The organism is Pseudomonas sp. Tav-5-1A (assembly GCF_055755055.1).
The window spans coordinates 1,323,589-1,338,613 of the sequence record NZ_CM146901.1 but is presented as its reverse complement, the minus strand read 5'-3'; the positions used below and the strand labels follow the sequence as shown (position 1 = coordinate 1,338,613).

Sequence of the window (15,025 nt, the reverse complement as noted above, 5' to 3'; positions counted from 1 at the left end):
CGGCCTGAAGCCTGCCTCAACCCTGCACGACGCAAGTCGCCAGATGCTCACCCAGAGCATCCCAGGCAATGTTTTGTTGTTCGCCCTGGCCACGCAGGGGTTTGAAACCTACCACTTGTTGCGCCAGTTCGTCGTCCCCCAGGATCAAGGCGTAGAGCGCACCGCTCTTGTCCGCCTTCTTGAACTGGCTCTTGAAGCTGCCGGCACCGGCGTTGACCTGGATGCGCAGCTGCGGCAGTGCATCGCGCAGGCGCTCGGTCAGGGCCAGGCCGGCCAGTTCGGCCTGCTCGCCAAAGGCGCACAGGTAAACGTCAACGGTACGGGCGATGGACTCGGGCACCTGCTCCAGGGTTTCGAGCAGCAGGATCAGGCGTTCGATGCCCATGGCGAAGCCAACGCCGGTGGTGGGCTTGCCGCCCATCTGCTCGACCAGGCCGTCGTAGCGGCCGCCAGCGCACACGGTGCCCTGGGCGCCGAGCTTGTCGGTGACCCACTCGAACACGGTCTTGCTGTAGTAGTCCAGGCCACGCACCAGCTTGGGGTTGATCACGTAGGGAATGCCGGCGGCGTCCAGGCGGGCCTTCAGGCCTTCGAAGTGCACACGCGACTCTTCGTCCAGGTAATCGGCCAGCTTCGGCGCGTTCACCAGCACGGCCTGGGTCTCAGGGTGCTTGGTGTCCAGCACGCGCAGCGGGTTGGTCTTCAACCGGCGCTGGCTGTCTTCGTCGATCTGGTCCAGGTGCTCGGTGAGGAACGCCACCAGCGCCTCGCGGTAGCGACCGCGGGCCTCGGAGGTGCCCAGGCTGTTGAGCTCGAGCTTCACCGCGTCGCGGATGCCCAGGGCACCCCACAGGCGCCAGGTGAGCACGATCAGCTCGGCGTCGATGTCCGGGCCGTCGAGGTTGAACACCTCGCAGCCGATCTGGTGGAACTGGCGGTAGCGGCCTTTCTGCGGGCGCTCGTGACGGAACATGGGGCCCACGTACCAGAGCTTCTGCACCTGGCCACCGCCGGTGATGCCGTGCTCCAGCACCGCGCGCACGCACGCCGCCGTGCCTTCGGGGCGCAGGGTCAGCGAGTCGCCGTTGCGGTCCTCGAAGGTGTACATCTCTTTCTCGACGATGTCGGTGACTTCGCCGATGGAGCGCTTGAACAGGTCGGTGAACTCGACGATCGGCATGCGGATCTGCCGGTAGCCGTAGGTGTCCAGCAGCCCTGCCACGGTGCCTTCGAAGTAGCGCCACAGGGGCGTCTGGTCGGGCAGGATGTCGTTCATGCCACGGATGGCTTGCAGCGTCTTACTCACGAGAAATCCTTAGTGTTCTGTCAGCCGCGGGCGATCAGCGCCGCGTCGGCCTCGACCTTTTCGGCCGCCTTCTGGCGAATCAGCTTCTCGAGCTCTTCCACCAGGTTGTCGTTGGTCAGCTTCTGCGCAGGCTTGCCGTCGATGTAGATCAGGTTCGGCGTGCCGCCGGTAAGGCCCACGTGGGCTTCCTTGGCTTCGCCAGGGCCGTTGACCACACAACCGATCACCGCCACGTCCAGCGGCACCAGCAGGTCTTCCAGGCGCCCTTCCAGCTCGTTCATGGTCTTCACCACATCGAAGTTCTGCCGCGAGCAGCTCGGGCAGGCGATGAAGTTGATGCCACGCGAGCGCAGGCGCAGGGACTTGAGGATGTCGTAGCCCACCTTGATCTCTTCCACCGGGTCGGCGGCCAGGGAGATACGGATGGTGTCGCCGATGCCGTCGGCCAGCAGCATACCTAGGCCCACCGAGGATTTCACCGTGCCGGAGCGCAAACCGCCGGCCTCGGTGATGCCCAGGTGCAGCGGCTGGGAGATCTGGGTGGCGAGCAGGCGGTAGGCGGCGACGGCCATGAACACGTCGGAGGCCTTCACGCTGACCTTGAAGTCCTGGAAGTTCAGGCGTTCCAGGTGCTCCACGTGGCGCAGGGCGGACTCCACCAGCGCTTCGGGGGTGGGTTCGCCGTACTTCTTCTGCAGGTCCTTTTCCAGGGAACCGGCGTTCACGCCGATGCGGATCGGGATGCCACGGTCGCGGGCGGCATCGACCACGGCGCGCACACGGTCTTCGCGACCGATGTTGCCCGGATTGATGCGCAGGCAGTCCACGCCCAGTTCGGCCACGCGCAAGGCGATCTTGTAGTCGAAGTGGATGTCGGCCACCAGGGGCACGCGCACCTGTTGCTTGATCTTGCCGAACGCCTCGGCGGCGTCCATGTCCGGCACCGAGACGCGCACGATGTCGGCGCCGGCGTCTTCCAGGCGACGGATCTGCGCCACGGTGGCCGCCACGTCGTTGGTGTCGGTGTTGGTCATGCTCTGTACGGCGATGGGGGCATCGCCACCCACCGGCACATTGCCGACCCAGATTTTACGGGATACGCGACGCTTGATCGGGGATTCGCCATGCATGGTTTATTGCCCTACTTTCATGCGAGCAGTCTCGCCAGAGGTGAAAGGTGCAACGTCGACCGGCTGGCCGTTGAAGCTGACCTGCGCGCCACGGGCATAGCCCAGGCGCACGGCGAACGGCGGCTTGCCGTTCAGGTCGACGGTCTCGCCCTTGCGCTTGAGGGCGCTGAGCAGCACTTTGCCGTTGCCATCGGTGACCTGGGTCCAGCAGTCGGCGGTGAATTGCAGGTGCAGTTGGCCAGCGCCGGCCACCGGGGCCTGGGCTGCAGGCGCTACCGGGGCGGCGGCCACCGGGGCCACCGGGGCGGCCGGCTGGTGCACCAGGGCCGGGGTGTTCGTTGCAGCAGGTGCCGGCGCCGGCGCGGTGACGGCAGGCGCAGGTGCCACGGTAGGCGCGGCAGGCTGAACGCCGGCTGTCGCCGGGGCAGGCGCTTCGGCCGCAGCGGTTTCAGTTGCCTGGGCCTCGGTGGCAGGCTTCTGGGCCTCGGCCACGGCCTGGTCTTCCGGCTCGTCGATCGGGTGGATCTGGGTGGTGCCGTCGGCGCTTTCGACTTCGACATGCTCCATGGCCAGCCCGGCCTGGTCCTTGCCACGCTGGGCGGTCTGGTCCTGCCACCAGAAGAAGCCGCCGCCCACCACCAGCACCAACAGCAGCAGGCTCACGCCGCGCAGGATGTTGTGGGACAGGCGCACCGGTTCCTCGATGCGGCCCAGCGCATGCACTTCGCTGCCCTGGGCGTGGCTGCCGGTGGCCTGGTCGAAGGCCTGCACCAGCGGCGCCTGGTCCATGCCCAGCAGCTTGGCGTAGGCACGGATGTAACCGCGGGCAAAGGTATGCCCCGGCAGCTTGTCGAAGGCGCCGGCCTCCAGGTTGCCCAGCGAAGTGGCCGTGAGGTTGAGTTTCACGGCCACGTCGGCCAGCGACCAGCCTTTGCTCTCGCGGGCCTGGCGCAAGGTGTCACCAGGGTTCACGCGAGTCGCTGCTACAACTTCGGGATGCGCCGCTTTCATCATTGCTCCGACAGGTATTGCTGATATTCCGGCGTACCGGGATAGAGTCTTCTAAGTTGCAGGCCGAAACTGGCGGCCTTGTTCTTGTCCTGGAAAATCCGTGCCAGGCGCGTGCCCAGCAACAGGCTGCGGGCGTTCTGCTCGCTCAGCTGGCTGAAACGGTCGTAATAACCGCGCGCCGGCACATAATGCCTGTCTTCGTAAGACAACTCAGCCATTTCCAGCAATGCCTGGGGCTGATCGGCCTTCAACCGCAATGCCTTGTCAAACAATTGCACCGCCAGCGGCTTGTTGCCCATGGCCCGGGCGGTCAGGCCCAGGTTCTCGAACACCCGCGAGCGCTCAGGATACAGGGGATCGTCGGCGGCTTTCTCAAAGGTTTCGTAAGCTTCCTGATACCGCTTCTGCTCGTACAGGAAACCGCCGTAGTTGTTGAGGGTGCGGGCATCTTTCGGGCGGCTGGACAGCGCTTTCTTGAAATACTGCTCGGCCAGCTTGGGCTCAAGCTCAGCCTGGAACACCAGCCCCAGGGCGCCGTTGGCCTCGGGGTCGGAGCTGTCGATATCCAGCGCCTGCTTGAGCGGCACCTTGGCCTGTTCGGCCTGGCCGGTCTGCAGGTAGCCGATACCCAGTTGGACCAGAGCCTTGCGCGCCTCTTCGCGTCCCTTGCTGGTTTCCATCGGGTTGACTTTACCCGTGGAAACGCAACCAACCAACAGGTTGAAGAACAATAGCAACAGCGCGGCGCGCACGGTCATGGAGATCCTCTCTCAGGGCCGGTTGTCGGCGTTCAGCGGCATATCGGCGTCGGCAGCCAGTTGGCGTACGGCGATATAGCGTTCGCTACGGCGGGTGCGGTCCATCACCTGCCCTACCAATTGACCACAGGCGGCGTCGATGTCTTCGCCGCGGGTAGTGCGCACCGTGACATTGAAACCGGCCTGGTGCAAATGATCCTGGAAACGCCGGATGGCGTTGTTGCTCGGACGCTCGTAACCGGAGTGCGGGAACGGGTTGAACGGGATCAGGTTGATCTTGCACGGTACGTTCTTGAGCAGCTCGACCATTTCCACCGCGTGCTCGAGCTTGTCATTGACGTCCTTGAGCAGGGTGTACTCGATGGTCAGCACGCGCTTCTCGCCCAGTTGGGACATGTAGCGCTGGCACGATTCGAGCAGCATCTTGAGCGGGTATTTCTTGTTGATCGGCACCAGTTCGTTGCGCAGCGCGTCGTTCGGCGCGTGCAGCGACAGGGCCAGCGAGACGTCGATATGATCGGCGAGCACGTCGATCATCGGCACCACGCCCGAGGTGGACAGGGTGACCCGGCGTTTGGAGATGCCATAGCCCAGGTCATCCATCATCAGCCGCATGGCGGCGATGACGTTGTCGAAGTTCAGCAGCGGCTCGCCCATGCCCATCATCACCACGTTGGTGATGGCGCGGTCGATGGTAGCCGGGACGCTGCCGAAGGATTTGTTGGCAATCCACACCTGGCCGATGACTTCGGCGGCGGTGAGGTTGCTGTTGAAGCCTTGCTTGCCGGTGGAGCAGAAACTGCAGTCCAGGGCGCAGCCCGCCTGGGACGAGACACACAAGGTGCCGCGCTTGCCCTGCGGGATGTACACGGTCTCGACGCAGCTGCCGGACGCCACGCGCACCACCCACTTGCGGGTGCCGTCGGTGGAGATGTCCTCGCTGACCACTTCGGGACCACGAATTTCGGCACAGGCCTTGAGCTTTTCGCGCAAGGCCTTGCCGACGTTCGTCATGGCGTCGAAATCATCGACGCCAAAATGGTGAATCCACTTCATGACCTGACCGGCACGAAAGCGCTTCTCCCCGATCGAGTCGAAGAACTGTTCCATCTCTGGTTGGGTCAAGCCCAATAGGTTTGTCTTGCCAGTCATTACGGTCATGGTTTCACCTTCACTCGTTGGCCGTGGCTTAGCGAGTGGTTACTTCGGTAGCAGCGAAGAAGTACGAGATTTCGCGGGCAGCAGCGGCTTCGGAGTCCGAACCGTGAACAGCGTTGGCGTCGATGGAGTCAGCGAAGTCAGCACGGATGGTGCCGGCAGCAGCTTCTTTAGGGTTGGTGGCGCCCATCAGCTCACGGTTCAGAGCGATGGCGTTTTCGCCTTCCAGCACCTGTACAACGACAGGACCGGAGATCATGAAGGCAACCAGCTCGCCGAAGAAGCCACGAGCGCTGTGCTCAGCGTAGAAACCTTCAGCTTCGGCCTTGGACAGTTGCTTCAGTTTCGAGGCAACGACGCGCAGACCGGCTTTTTCGAAACGAGTGGTGATCTCGCCGATGACGTTCTTGGCAACAGCGTCAGGCTTGATGATGGAGAAAGTACGTTGAACAGCCATGGTGAAACTCCAGAAACAGTGATTGTTGCGAAAAATTAAACCCGCGAATTATACGCGGGTTCTGGGGTAATGCCTAACCTGCAAAGATGATCAGTCTATTTCGTCGGCCCAAAGGGTCTGGACCGCTTCCAGCACCTTCTCGCCTACCCGGCCAGAAGTGCTGTCGAAACCAGGCAATTCCTTGATCCATTGCTGCAGATCGACGAAATTCACCGAATACGGGTTAACGCCCGGCTTGGCTTCGGCCAATTCCTCTGCAATACGTTGTACATCATTCCAACCGTAGCTCATGACAGCTTCCCGATCAGTGCGGCGCTTCGGCCGCATGGTTAAGCGAATATTTCGGGATTTCGACCGTCAGGTCCTCGGTGCCCACCACGGCCTGGCACGCCAGGCGCGATTGCGCTTCCAGGCCCCAGGCCTTGTCCAGGTAATCTTCTTCCAGCTCGTCGGCCTCTTCCAGCGAATTGAAGCCCTCGCGGATGATGCAGTGACAGGTGGTGCAGGCGCACACGCCGCCGCAGGCGCTTTCGATCTCGATGTGATGATCGTGGGCCAGCTCAAGGATAGACGTACCGGTGGCAGCTTCTACTACCAGGCCTTCCGGGCAAAACTTTTCGTGGGGCAGAAAAATGACCTGCGGCATCGTTATTCCTCAATCTCATTCAGGTTGCGCCCGGCCAACGCGGCTTTCACCGTCGAGTCGAGGCGGCGGGCCGCGAAGGCGTCGGTGACCTGCGACAGACGCTTGGTCTGCTGCTCGATGGCCGCGCCGTCGGTACCGCTCATCAATTCACGCAGTTCAGTCATCTGGTGCTCGATTGCCAGGCGCTCTTCGGCGTCCAGCAGGCGGTCGCCATCGGCCTCCAGGGCGCCCTGCACCGCCTCCAGCAGGCGCTCGGCGTCGACCTGATGCTCGCGCAGCTGGCGCGCGACCTTGTCGTCGCCGGCGTACTGGAACGAATCCTTGAGCATGCGGGCGATTTCGCCGTCGGTCAGGCCGTAGGACGGCTTGACCTGGATGCTGGCCTCAACGCCCGAGCCCAGCTCACGCGCAGAGACGCTGAGCAGGCCGTCGGCATCGACCTGGAAGGTGACGCGGATTTTCGCCGCACCCGCCACCATGGCCGGGATGCCACGCAATTCGAAGCGCGCCAGGGAGCGGCAGTCACTGATCAATTCACGCTCGCCTTGCAGCACGTGAATCATCATGGCCGACTGGCCGTCCTTATAGGTAGTGAAGTCCTGGCCACGGGCGACGGGGATGGTGGTGTTGCGCGGAATCACCTTCTCCATCAGCCCGCCCATGGTTTCCAGGCCCAGGGACAGCGGAATCACGTCCAGCAGCAACAGCTCGGCACCGTCACGCTTGTTGCCGGCCAGGGTGTCGGCCTGGATGGCAGCGCCAATGGCGACCACCTGGTCCGGGTCGATCTCGGTCAGCGGCTGGCGGCCGAACAGCTCGGCCACCGCCTCGCGCACGCGCGGCACACGGGTGGAACCGCCGACCATGACCACGGCGGCCACTTCGTCGATTTCCACGCCCGAGTCACGCACGGCGCGGCGGCAAGCCTTGAGGCTGCGGGCAACCATGGGTTCGATCAGGGCGTTGAACGCCTCGCGGCTCAGCTCGGCTTTCCACGCGCCATACGCCACGTCAACCGACGCGGCGTCAGTCAGGGCTTCCTTGGCGGCGCAGGCCACTTGCAGCAGCTGGCGCTGGGCGCCCGGGTCGAGGTCGGCGGACAGGCCCGCCTGCTGCACAATCCAGCTGGCGATGGCGTGGTCGAAGTCATCGCCACCCAGGGCGCTGTCGCCACCGGTGGCCAGCACTTCGAAGACACCGCCGGTCAGGCGCAGGATGGAAATGTCGAAGGTACCGCCACCCAGGTCATAGATGGCCACCAGGCCTTCGGCATGCTGGTCCAGGCCATAGGCCACGGCGGCCGCGGTCGGCTCGTTGAGCAGGCGCAGCACGTTGAGGCCGGCCAGTTTGGCGGCGTCCTTGGTGGCCTGGCGCTGGGCGTCGTCGAAGTAGGCCGGCACGGTGATTACCGCGCCTACCAGCTCGCCACCCAAGGTGGCTTCAGCGCGCAGGCGCAGCACCTTGAGGATGTCGGCGGAGACTTCGACCGGGCTCTTGGCGCCCTGCACGGTGTCGATGAACGGCATGTGCGACTCACCACCGACGAAGCGGTACGGCAGCTGGTCGCCCAGCTGCTTGACGTCCGCCAGGCCGCGGCCCATCAGGCGCTTGACCGAAACGATGGTGTTGAGCGGGTCACTGGCGGCGGCAGCCTTGGCGCCGGCGCCCACTTCGACGCGGTCGGCGTGGTAGCGAACGGCGGACGGCAGAATGACCTGCCCCTGCGCGTCGGCCAGTGGCTCGGACAGGCCGCTGCGCAAGGCAGCGACCAGCGAATTGGTAGTGCCAAGGTCGATACCCACAGCCAGCTTGCGCTGGTGCGGTTGAGGACTCTGGCCGGGTTCGGCGATCTGCAGTAGGGCCATGCTTATCTGAATATCAGGCGTGCAGCCGTAGCAACACTGGGTTAATCGTCGAGGCGCTCTTCCAGCTGGCGCACTTCGTAGGACAGCTTGTCGAGGAACTGCATGCGCCGCATCAGGCGTTCGGCCTGTTCGCGTTGCGCTGCATCATCCCAACAGCCGGCGAAGCTTTCGTTCAACTGCTCGCTGGCAGCCTTCAGGCGCCGCTTGAACTGCGCCACACCGTCGAGGTCGGCACTGTCCTGCAGGTCTTCGAGCTCTTCGCGCCACTGCATCTGCTGCATCAGGAACTCAGGGTCGTGGACCGTGACTTCCTGGGGCACTTCGTGGCCACCGATGGCCAGCAGGTAGCGGGCACGCTTGGGCGAGCTCTTGAGCGTCTGGTAGGCCTCGTTCAGGCCCGCCGACTGTTCCAGCGCCAGGCGCTGCTCACGCTCGCTGCCATCGGCAAAGCGATCGGGGTGCACGGCGCGCGCCAACTCACGGTAGCGCGCGGCCAGCTGGTCGAGGTCCAGGCGGAAGCTCGGTTGCAGGTCAAACAAGGCGAAATGACAAGGAGTACCCACGACCGGCCTCAAACGTTGAAGCTTTCGCCGCAGCCACATTCACCGCGCACGTTGGGGTTGTTGAACTTGAAGCCTTCGTTCAAGCCTTCCTTGACGAAGTCCAGTTCGGTGCCGTCCAGGTACGCCAGGCTCTTGGGATCGATGATCACCTTTTCGCCGTGGCTTTCGAACACCTGGTCGTCTTCACCCAGCGCGTCAACGAATTCCAGCACATAGGCCAGGCCCGAGCAGCCGGTGGTACGGACGCCCAGGCGGATGCCCTCGCCCTTGCCGCGGCCGTCCAGGGAACGGCGGATATGCTTGGCAGCGGCTTCTGTCATGCTGATAGCCATCGAGACTCCTTACATCGTGCGATGCGTGCTGTTAGAGCAGACCTTTCTTCTGCTTGTAATCGTGAACGGCAGCCTTGATGGCGTCTTCGGCGAGTACGGAGCAGTGGATTTTCACCGGCGGCAGCGCCAGTTCTTCGGCCAGCTGGGTGTTGCTGATGGTGACCGCTTCGTCCAGCGACTTGCCCTTCATCCACTCGGTGGCCAGGGAGCTGGAGGCGATGGCGGAGCCACAGCCGTAGGTCTTGAACTTGGCGTCTTCGATGATGCCCTGCTCGTTGACCTTGATCTGCAGGCGCATGACGTCGCCGCAGGCTGGAGCGCCAACCATGCCGGTGCCCACGTCCGGGTCCTCGGCGTTCATCTTGCCGACGTTACGTGGGTTTTCGTAGTGGTCGATGACCTTTTCGCTGTAAGCCATGATTCTAAATCCTCACTCATCAGGGCCGCTCTGAAGGCCCTGTAGGTACGCCTGCGTTAACGCCACGTCTCTACAGGATCTGGATGGTGGCGGCTTCTTTTGTTTAGTGTGCCGCCCACTCGATCTTCGAGATGTCGACGCCGTCTTTGAACATATCCCACAGCGGCGACAGTTCGCGCAGCTTGGTCACGGCCTCGCAGACTTTCTGCGCGGCGTAGTCGATTTCTTCTTCGGTGCTGAAGCGGCCGAAGGTGAAGCGGATCGAGCTGTGTGCCAGTTCGTCGTTGCGGCCCAGGGCGCGCAGCACGTAGGACGGCTCCAGGGAAGCCGAGGTGCAGGCCGAACCGGACGAGACGGCCAGGTCCTTGAGCGCCATGATCAGCGACTCGCCTTCGACGTAGTTGAAGCTCAAATTCAGGTTGTGCGGCACGCGGGCAGTCAGGCTGCCGTTCACGTACAGCTCTTCCAGGTGCTCGACCTGCTTGAAGAAACGCTCGCTCAGGGCTTGCAGGCGGGCGTTCTCGCTGGCCATTTCCTGCTTGGCGATGGCGAAGGCCTCGCCCATGCCGACGATCTGGTGGGTCGCCAGGGTGCCCGAACGCATGCCACGCTCGTGACCGCCGCCGTGCATGGTGGCTTCCAGGCGCACGCGTGGCTTGCGGCTGACGTACAGCGCGCCAATGCCCTTGGGGCCGTAGGTCTTGTGGGCCGAGAACGACATCAGGTCGACTTTCAGCTTGGTCAGGTCGATGTCGACCTTGCCGGTGGACTGGGCAGCGTCAACGTGGAACATCACGCCGCGCGAGCGGGTCAGCTCGCCAATGGCGGCGATGTCGTTGACGGTGCCGATTTCGTTGTTCACGTGCATCACCGACACCAGGATGGTGTCGTCACGCAGCGCGGCTTCGATCATGGCCGGGGTGATCAGGCCGTCTTCCTGGGGGTCCAGGTAGGTGACTTCGAAGCCTTCACGCTCCAGCTGGCGCATGGTGTCCAGGACCGCCTTGTGCTCGATCTTGGAGGTGATCAGGTGCTTGCCCTTGGTGTGATAGAAGTGCGCGACACCCTTGATGGCCAGGTTGTCGGACTCGGTTGCACCGCTGGTCCAGACGATTTCACGCGGGTCGGCGCCGACCAGGTCAGCTACCTGGCGACGGGCGTTCTCGACCGCTTCCTCGGCTTTCCAGCCGAACACGTGGGAACGCGATGCCGGGTTGCCGAAGTTCCCCTCGTTGGTCAGGCATTCAATCATCTTTTGCGCTACACGCGGGTCGACCGGCGTGGTGGCGGAGTAATCGAGGTAAATCGGCAACTTCATTGAAATTCTCCTATCAGGCGGGCTAGCCACAGTCCCATCGTCATTCGACGAAGGACGTTTCGATCTTGTCCAGGCGCTGGCTCTTGGTGGTGTTGCAACGGCGCAGGTCCTGGCGCTGGGCGACCTCTTGCACTTCACGGCGAGTGACAAGGTCAGCCAGACTGATACCGCTCAAAAATTCATGAATCTGCTGGCTCAGGTCGCACCACAAGTGGTGCGTGAGGCACGTGTCGCCAGCATGACAATCACCCAATCCCTGGCAACGTGTTGCGTCGACCGATTCGTTGACGGCGTCGATGACCTGGGCCACCTGGATCCCCTGCATGTCACGGGACAGCTGGTAGCCACCCCCTGGCCCGCGCACGCTGGACACCAGGTTGCTGCGACGCAGCTTGGCGAACAGTTGCTCCAAGTACGACAGGGAGATGCCTTGGCGCTCGGAGATATCGGCCAATGAAACCGGCCCATGCTGCGCGTGCAATGCCAGGTCGAGCATGGCAGTGACGGCGTATCGGCCTTTAGTTGTCAGTCGCATGGCGAGTACCACGGTTACACGAAAAAGGGAGGAGCGGATGAGCTGTGAGTATGCAATTCCCGAGTATTTAAGTCAACTTTAAGACCTACCACTTTAGTCGGGAATAGCGGTAAAACGGGCGGCGTACTATAGCACGGGAATTCTGATTTGCCCGCTCCCGTGGGAGCTGGCTTGCCAGCGAGCTTTTTGCAACAACCAAAAGCTCGCTGGCAAGCCAGCTCCCACAGGCTCCCCCAAGCTTCAGCGAGCTTCAGCGGCAGGGACGTCGACTTCGCCCTTCACGCACTTGAAGTCTTCGTCGCGCAGCTCGGGCAGGTCCTTGGCGCAGTAGTCACTGCCCATGCGGGTCATCGCCCCGCACATGTCCTCCAGGCGCCCATCGACGGCGTGCAGGTGGTCCAGCAGCTGGCCGATGGCGCGCGCCACCGGGTCAGGCATGTCCGCGGTCACGCCATAGGCCTCGAAGCCGATCTTCTCGGCCATGGCCTTGCGCTTCGCGTCCACGGCGTCATCGCCCTTGACGATGATGCGCCCCGGGATACCCACGGCAGTGGCGCCGGCGGGCACCGGCTTGGTGACCACGGCGTTGGAGCCGATCTTGGCACCGGCACCCACGGTGAACGGGCCCAGCACCTTGGCGCCCGCCCCCACCACCACGCCATCTTCCAGCGTGGGGTGGCGCTTGCCCTTGTTCCAGCTGGTGCCACCCAGGGTCACGCCCTGGTACAAGGTGACGTCGTCGCCGATCTCGACGGTCTCGCCAATGACGATGCCCATGCCGTGGTCGATGAAGAAACGCCGGCCAATGCGGGCGCCCGGGTGAATTTCGATGCCGGTCATCCAGCGCCCGAAGTTGGAGACCATGCGCGCCAGCCACTTGAAGTCGGCCTTCCACAGCTTGTGCGCGCCACGGTGCAGCCAGATGGCGTGCATGCCGGGGTAGCTGGTCAGCACCTCGAAGGCATTGCGCGCCGCCGGGTCGCGATGGAATACGCTTTGAATGTCTTCACGCAAACGCTCGAACATGACTAATCCTTCCGCTTATGCGGCTCGCCACGGGCCACTTTCTGGGTCTCCGTGAGAATGCCGCGCAATATGTTCATTTCCGCCTTGGCAACCGAGCTGCGGCCGTACAGGCGGCGCAAACGCGCCATCAGGTGCCGGGGGCTCTGCGGGTCGAGGAAGCCGATTTCCACCAGGGTGTTCTCCAGGTGTTCGTAGAAACGCTCCATCTCGTCGCTGGTCGAGAGCTCTGCGCTCTTGACCGACGCCACTTCGACCTTTTCGGTCTTGGACGCCTGCCCTTCGGCTGCCAGCCAGGCCATACGCACTTCGTAGGCCAGGACCTGCACCGCCGCACCCAGGTTCAGCGAGCTGAAATCGGGGTTCGACGGGATATGCACGTGGAAATGACATCGCTGCAGCTCGTCGTTGGTGAGCCCGGCATGTTCGCGACCGAACACCAGGGCCACCTCGCCACCCACCTGGGCGGCCTCTTCGACGCTTTTGCTGCCGCATTCGCGGGGGTCCAGCAACGGCCAGGGAATACGCCGCTCGCGGGCGCTGGTGCCCAGCACCATGGTGGTGCCCACCAGGGCCTCTTCCAGGGTGGCGACCACCTGGACGTTGTCCAGCACATCATCGGCGCCCGAGGCGCGTGCGCTGGCTTCGTGGGACGGGAAATCCAGCGGGTCTACCAGCACCAGGCGCGACAGACCCATGTTCTTCATGGCGCGCGCAGCCCCGCCGATGTTGCCGGGGTGGCTGGTGTTGACCAGGACGACACGAATATTTTGCAGCAAGGCGAGCGCTCACAGACCGGGGGAAAGAAATGAAATCTTACCGAACAGATACCGCTTACGCTACGAATGCTGACTACCCTCTTCTGCAAACGTACTTTTCTGCTAGAATGTTCGGCTTTCTTTAACGACCTAGGTGAAACGTCCATGCAGCCCATGCTGAATATCGCGCTGCGCGCCGCCCGCAGCGCCAGTGAATTGATTTTCCGCTCCATCGAGCGCCTGGATACCATCAAGGTTGATGAAAAAGACGCGAAGGATTACGTCTCTGAAGTCGATCGTGCGGCCGAGCAAAAAATCATCGAAGCCCTGCGCAAGGCTTACCCGACCCACACCATCCGTGGTGAGGAAACCGGCCTGCACGCTGGCAGCGGCGAAGGTGCCGAATACGAGTGGATCATCGACCCACTGGATGGCACCACCAACTTCCTGCGCGGCATCCCGCACTTTGCCGTCAGCATTGCCTGCAAATACCGCGGCCGCCTGGAACACGCCGTGGTACTGGACCCGGTCCGCCAGGAAGAATTCACCGCCAGCCGTGGCCGTGGCGCCCAACTGAACGGCCGTCGCCTGCGCGTCAGCGGCCGCACCAGCCTGGACGGCGCCCTGCTGGGCACCGGCTTCCCGTTCCGTGACAACCAGATGGCTGACCTGGACAACTACCTGGGCATGTTCCGCGCCCTGGTCGGCCAGACCGCCGGCATCCGCCGCGCCGGTGCTGCCAGCCTGGACCTGGCCTACGTGGCCGCCGGCCGTTTCGACGCCTTCTGGGAGTCGGGCCTGAGCGATTGGGACATGGCCGCAGGCGCCCTGCTGATCCAGGAAGCTGGCGGCCTGGTGAGCGACTTCACCGGTGGTCACGACTTCCTGGAGAAGGGCCACATCGTTGCCGGCAACATCAAGTGCTTCAAGGCAGTACTGACGGCCATCCAGCCGCACCTGCCGCCTTCGATCAAGCGCTAAGCTTTTTCGCCAGGCAATAAAAAAGCACCCTTCGGGGTGCTTTTTTATTGCCTGAATAATCACCGACACCTTGTAGCCGCTGCCGCCAGGCTGCGCTGGCCCTTGTGAACACTGGAGATCTCCAGCGAGGCCCAGGGCCAGCGCAGCCTTCGGCAGCGGCTACGCATGCGGAGGCGCCTTTACTGCTGGGTCAGCACCAGCTGGCCGTCCTTGCTCACCGGGATCTTGGAGCCCGGGTCACGGTCCATCTTCACCTGGCCGACCTGGCCATTGAGCTGGTACTTCACGTTGTAGCCAACCACCTTGTTGCTGATGTCGTTGACTGTGTTGCAGCGGCTTTCGGTGGTGGTGTAGGTGTCACCGTTCTGCATGTGTTCCTGCACCTTGTTGCCCGCGTAGCCACCGCCCACGGCGCCCGCCACGGTAGCCAGGGTCTTGCCCTTGCCGCCACCCACTAGGTGGCCCAGCAGGCCGCCGCCCACGGCGCCGATCACGGTACCGGCGACCTGGTGCTGGTCCTGCACGGCCCGGCGATGGGTTACCGCCACGTCATGACACTCCTTGCGGGGCGTCTTGATCTCTTGATTGATAGGGTCTACAGCCAGAACTTCTGCGTACTCTGGGCCACTTTTCACGAGGCTGTAGGTCGCGACAGCACCACCGGCAGTCACACCGACAGCACCCAACACTGCACCAACCAGCAACGATTTGTTCACTTGAACCTCCTGACCTTCTTATACGGATCAAAGTCCGCGCTTCTCCCAGC

18 protein-coding genes are annotated in these 15,025 nt (G+C 63.2%); 1 reads left to right on the top strand and 17 read right to left on the bottom strand.

Translation table 11 applies throughout. The features are described 5' to 3' along the window. Window positions 1–16: 16 nt before the first annotated feature. From hisS to trmJ, 16 genes are all read right to left on the bottom strand, one after another. Window positions 17–1,306: a histidine--tRNA ligase gene (gene hisS, locus AC0J42_RS06030; protein ID WP_416422731.1), complete on the bottom strand. Its 1,290-nt coding sequence runs from the start codon at window positions 1,304–1,306 to the stop codon at window positions 17–19. Between the two features lie 20 nt (window positions 1,307–1,326). Then, the gene (gene ispG, locus AC0J42_RS06025) at window positions 1,327–2,436 is read right to left on the bottom strand and encodes a flavodoxin-dependent (E)-4-hydroxy-3-methylbut-2-enyl-diphosphate synthase (protein WP_473005527.1); all 1,110 of its coding nucleotides are present in this window, start codon (window positions 2,434–2,436) and stop codon (window positions 1,327–1,329) included. A gap of 3 nt (window positions 2,437–2,439) precedes the next feature. Next, the gene (locus AC0J42_RS06020; RefSeq protein WP_416422729.1) at window positions 2,440–3,447 is read right to left on the bottom strand and encodes a helix-turn-helix domain-containing protein; all 1,008 of its coding nucleotides are present in this window, start codon (window positions 3,445–3,447) and stop codon (window positions 2,440–2,442) included. Continuing rightward, on the bottom strand, window positions 3,447–4,205 hold the full coding sequence (gene pilW, locus AC0J42_RS06015) for a type IV pilus biogenesis/stability protein PilW (protein ID WP_473005526.1): 759 nt from the start codon (window positions 4,203–4,205) through the stop codon (window positions 3,447–3,449). Before pilW ends, AC0J42_RS06020 begins: the two co-directional genes overlap by 1 nt. Window positions 4,206–4,217: 12 nt before the next feature. After that, window positions 4,218–5,366 carry a dual-specificity RNA methyltransferase RlmN gene (rlmN, locus tag AC0J42_RS06010; protein WP_416422727.1) on the bottom strand — a complete coding sequence of 383 codons (1,149 nt, stop codon included), beginning with the start codon at window positions 5,364–5,366 and terminating at the stop codon, window positions 4,218–4,220. Between the two features lie 28 nt (window positions 5,367–5,394). Then, window positions 5,395–5,820: a nucleoside-diphosphate kinase gene (gene ndk / locus AC0J42_RS06005; protein WP_008366138.1), complete on the bottom strand. Its 426-nt coding sequence runs from the start codon at window positions 5,818–5,820 to the stop codon at window positions 5,395–5,397. A gap of 90 nt (window positions 5,821–5,910) precedes the next feature. Further along, window positions 5,911–6,111, bottom strand: coding sequence for a Fe-S cluster assembly protein IscX (iscX, locus tag AC0J42_RS06000; protein WP_473005525.1), 201 nt, complete (start codon window positions 6,109–6,111; stop codon window positions 5,911–5,913). 13 nt (window positions 6,112–6,124) lie between these two features. After that, window positions 6,125–6,466 (bottom strand): ISC system 2Fe-2S type ferredoxin, encoded by a 342-nt coding sequence (fdx, locus tag AC0J42_RS05995; RefSeq protein ID WP_416422725.1) that lies wholly within the window; start codon window positions 6,464–6,466, stop codon window positions 6,125–6,127. A 2-nt stretch (window positions 6,467–6,468) separates the two neighbouring features. Next, window positions 6,469–8,331 carry a Fe-S protein assembly chaperone HscA gene (hscA, locus tag AC0J42_RS05990; protein ID WP_473005524.1) on the bottom strand — a complete coding sequence of 621 codons (1,863 nt, stop codon included), beginning with the start codon at window positions 8,329–8,331 and terminating at the stop codon, window positions 6,469–6,471. A gap of 41 nt (window positions 8,332–8,372) precedes the next feature. After that, window positions 8,373–8,894, bottom strand: coding sequence for a co-chaperone HscB (gene hscB, locus AC0J42_RS05985; RefSeq protein WP_416422723.1), 522 nt, complete (start codon window positions 8,892–8,894; stop codon window positions 8,373–8,375). An 8-nt stretch (window positions 8,895–8,902) separates the two neighbouring features. Beyond that, a complete protein-coding gene (gene iscA, locus AC0J42_RS05980; RefSeq protein WP_416422722.1) occupies window positions 8,903–9,226 on the bottom strand; it encodes an iron-sulfur cluster assembly protein IscA in 324 nt (107 codons plus the stop codon). A 31-nt stretch (window positions 9,227–9,257) separates the two neighbouring features. Beyond that, window positions 9,258–9,644 carry a Fe-S cluster assembly scaffold IscU gene (gene iscU, locus AC0J42_RS05975; protein WP_027978943.1) on the bottom strand — a complete coding sequence of 129 codons (387 nt, stop codon included), beginning with the start codon at window positions 9,642–9,644 and terminating at the stop codon, window positions 9,258–9,260. A 103-nt stretch (window positions 9,645–9,747) separates the two neighbouring features. After that, window positions 9,748–10,962: an IscS subfamily cysteine desulfurase gene (locus AC0J42_RS05970; protein WP_416422721.1), complete on the bottom strand. Its 1,215-nt coding sequence runs from the start codon at window positions 10,960–10,962 to the stop codon at window positions 9,748–9,750. 40 nt (window positions 10,963–11,002) lie between these two features. Then, window positions 11,003–11,497, bottom strand: a complete 495-nt coding sequence (gene iscR, locus AC0J42_RS05965) for a Fe-S cluster assembly transcriptional regulator IscR (protein WP_416422720.1) — start codon at window positions 11,495–11,497, stop codon at window positions 11,003–11,005. 240 nt (window positions 11,498–11,737) lie between these two features. Continuing rightward, on the bottom strand, window positions 11,738–12,523 hold the full coding sequence (gene cysE / locus AC0J42_RS05960) for a serine O-acetyltransferase (protein ID WP_416422719.1): 786 nt from the start codon (window positions 12,521–12,523) through the stop codon (window positions 11,738–11,740). Between the two features lie 2 nt (window positions 12,524–12,525). Beyond that, on the bottom strand, window positions 12,526–13,299 hold the full coding sequence (gene trmJ, locus AC0J42_RS05955) for a tRNA (cytosine(32)/uridine(32)-2'-O)-methyltransferase TrmJ (RefSeq protein WP_473005523.1): 774 nt from the start codon (window positions 13,297–13,299) through the stop codon (window positions 12,526–12,528). Window positions 13,300–13,443: 144 nt separating this feature from the next. Here trmJ and suhB point away from each other — a divergent pair, with 144 nt between their 5' ends. After that, window positions 13,444–14,259, top strand: coding sequence for a type III secretion system regulator SuhB (gene suhB, locus AC0J42_RS05950; RefSeq protein ID WP_416422717.1), 816 nt, complete (start codon window positions 13,444–13,446; stop codon window positions 14,257–14,259). Window positions 14,260–14,438: 179 nt separating this feature from the next. Here the strand turns inward: suhB and AC0J42_RS05945 are convergent, their stop codons facing one another. Beyond that, complete coding sequence (locus tag AC0J42_RS05945) at window positions 14,439–14,975, bottom strand: glycine zipper 2TM domain-containing protein (protein ID WP_416422716.1); 537 nt, start codon at window positions 14,973–14,975, stop codon at window positions 14,439–14,441. Between the last annotated feature and the right edge of the window lie 50 nt (window positions 14,976–15,025).

What these genes read in the sequence shown, in the direction of transcription:
- ndk (WP_008366138.1), bottom strand. Translation starts at nt 5,820, where the DNA reads ATGGCTGTTCAACGTACTTTCTCCATCATCAAGCCTGACGCTGTTGCC.
- ispG (WP_473005527.1), bottom strand. Translation starts at nt 2,436, where the DNA reads ATGCATGGCGAATCCCCGATCAAGCGTCGCGTATCCCGTAAAATCTGG.
- hscA (WP_473005524.1), bottom strand. Translation starts at nt 8,331, where the DNA reads ATGGCCCTACTGCAGATCGCCGAACCCGGCCAGAGTCCTCAACCGCAC.
- AC0J42_RS06020 (WP_416422729.1), bottom strand. Translation starts at nt 3,447, where the DNA reads ATGAAAGCGGCGCATCCCGAAGTTGTAGCAGCGACTCGCGTGAACCCT.
- iscR (WP_416422720.1), bottom strand. Translation starts at nt 11,497, where the DNA reads ATGCGACTGACAACTAAAGGCCGATACGCCGTCACTGCCATGCTCGAC.
- iscU (WP_027978943.1), bottom strand. Translation starts at nt 9,644, where the DNA reads ATGGCTTACAGCGAAAAGGTCATCGACCACTACGAAAACCCACGTAAC.
- AC0J42_RS05970 (WP_416422721.1), bottom strand. Translation starts at nt 10,962, where the DNA reads ATGAAGTTGCCGATTTACCTCGATTACTCCGCCACCACGCCGGTCGAC.
- cysE (WP_416422719.1), bottom strand. Translation starts at nt 12,523, where the DNA reads ATGTTCGAGCGTTTGCGTGAAGACATTCAAAGCGTATTCCATCGCGAC.
- iscA (WP_416422722.1), bottom strand. Translation starts at nt 9,226, where the DNA reads ATGGCTATCAGCATGACAGAAGCCGCTGCCAAGCATATCCGCCGTTCC.
- iscX (WP_473005525.1), bottom strand. Translation starts at nt 6,111, where the DNA reads ATGAGCTACGGTTGGAATGATGTACAACGTATTGCAGAGGAATTGGCC.
- rlmN (WP_416422727.1), bottom strand. Translation starts at nt 5,366, where the DNA reads ATGACCGTAATGACTGGCAAGACAAACCTATTGGGCTTGACCCAACCA.
- suhB (WP_416422717.1), top strand. Translation starts at nt 13,444, where the DNA reads ATGCAGCCCATGCTGAATATCGCGCTGCGCGCCGCCCGCAGCGCCAGT.
- pilW (WP_473005526.1), bottom strand. Translation starts at nt 4,205, where the DNA reads ATGACCGTGCGCGCCGCGCTGTTGCTATTGTTCTTCAACCTGTTGGTT.
- fdx (WP_416422725.1), bottom strand. Translation starts at nt 6,466, where the DNA reads ATGCCGCAGGTCATTTTTCTGCCCCACGAAAAGTTTTGCCCGGAAGGC.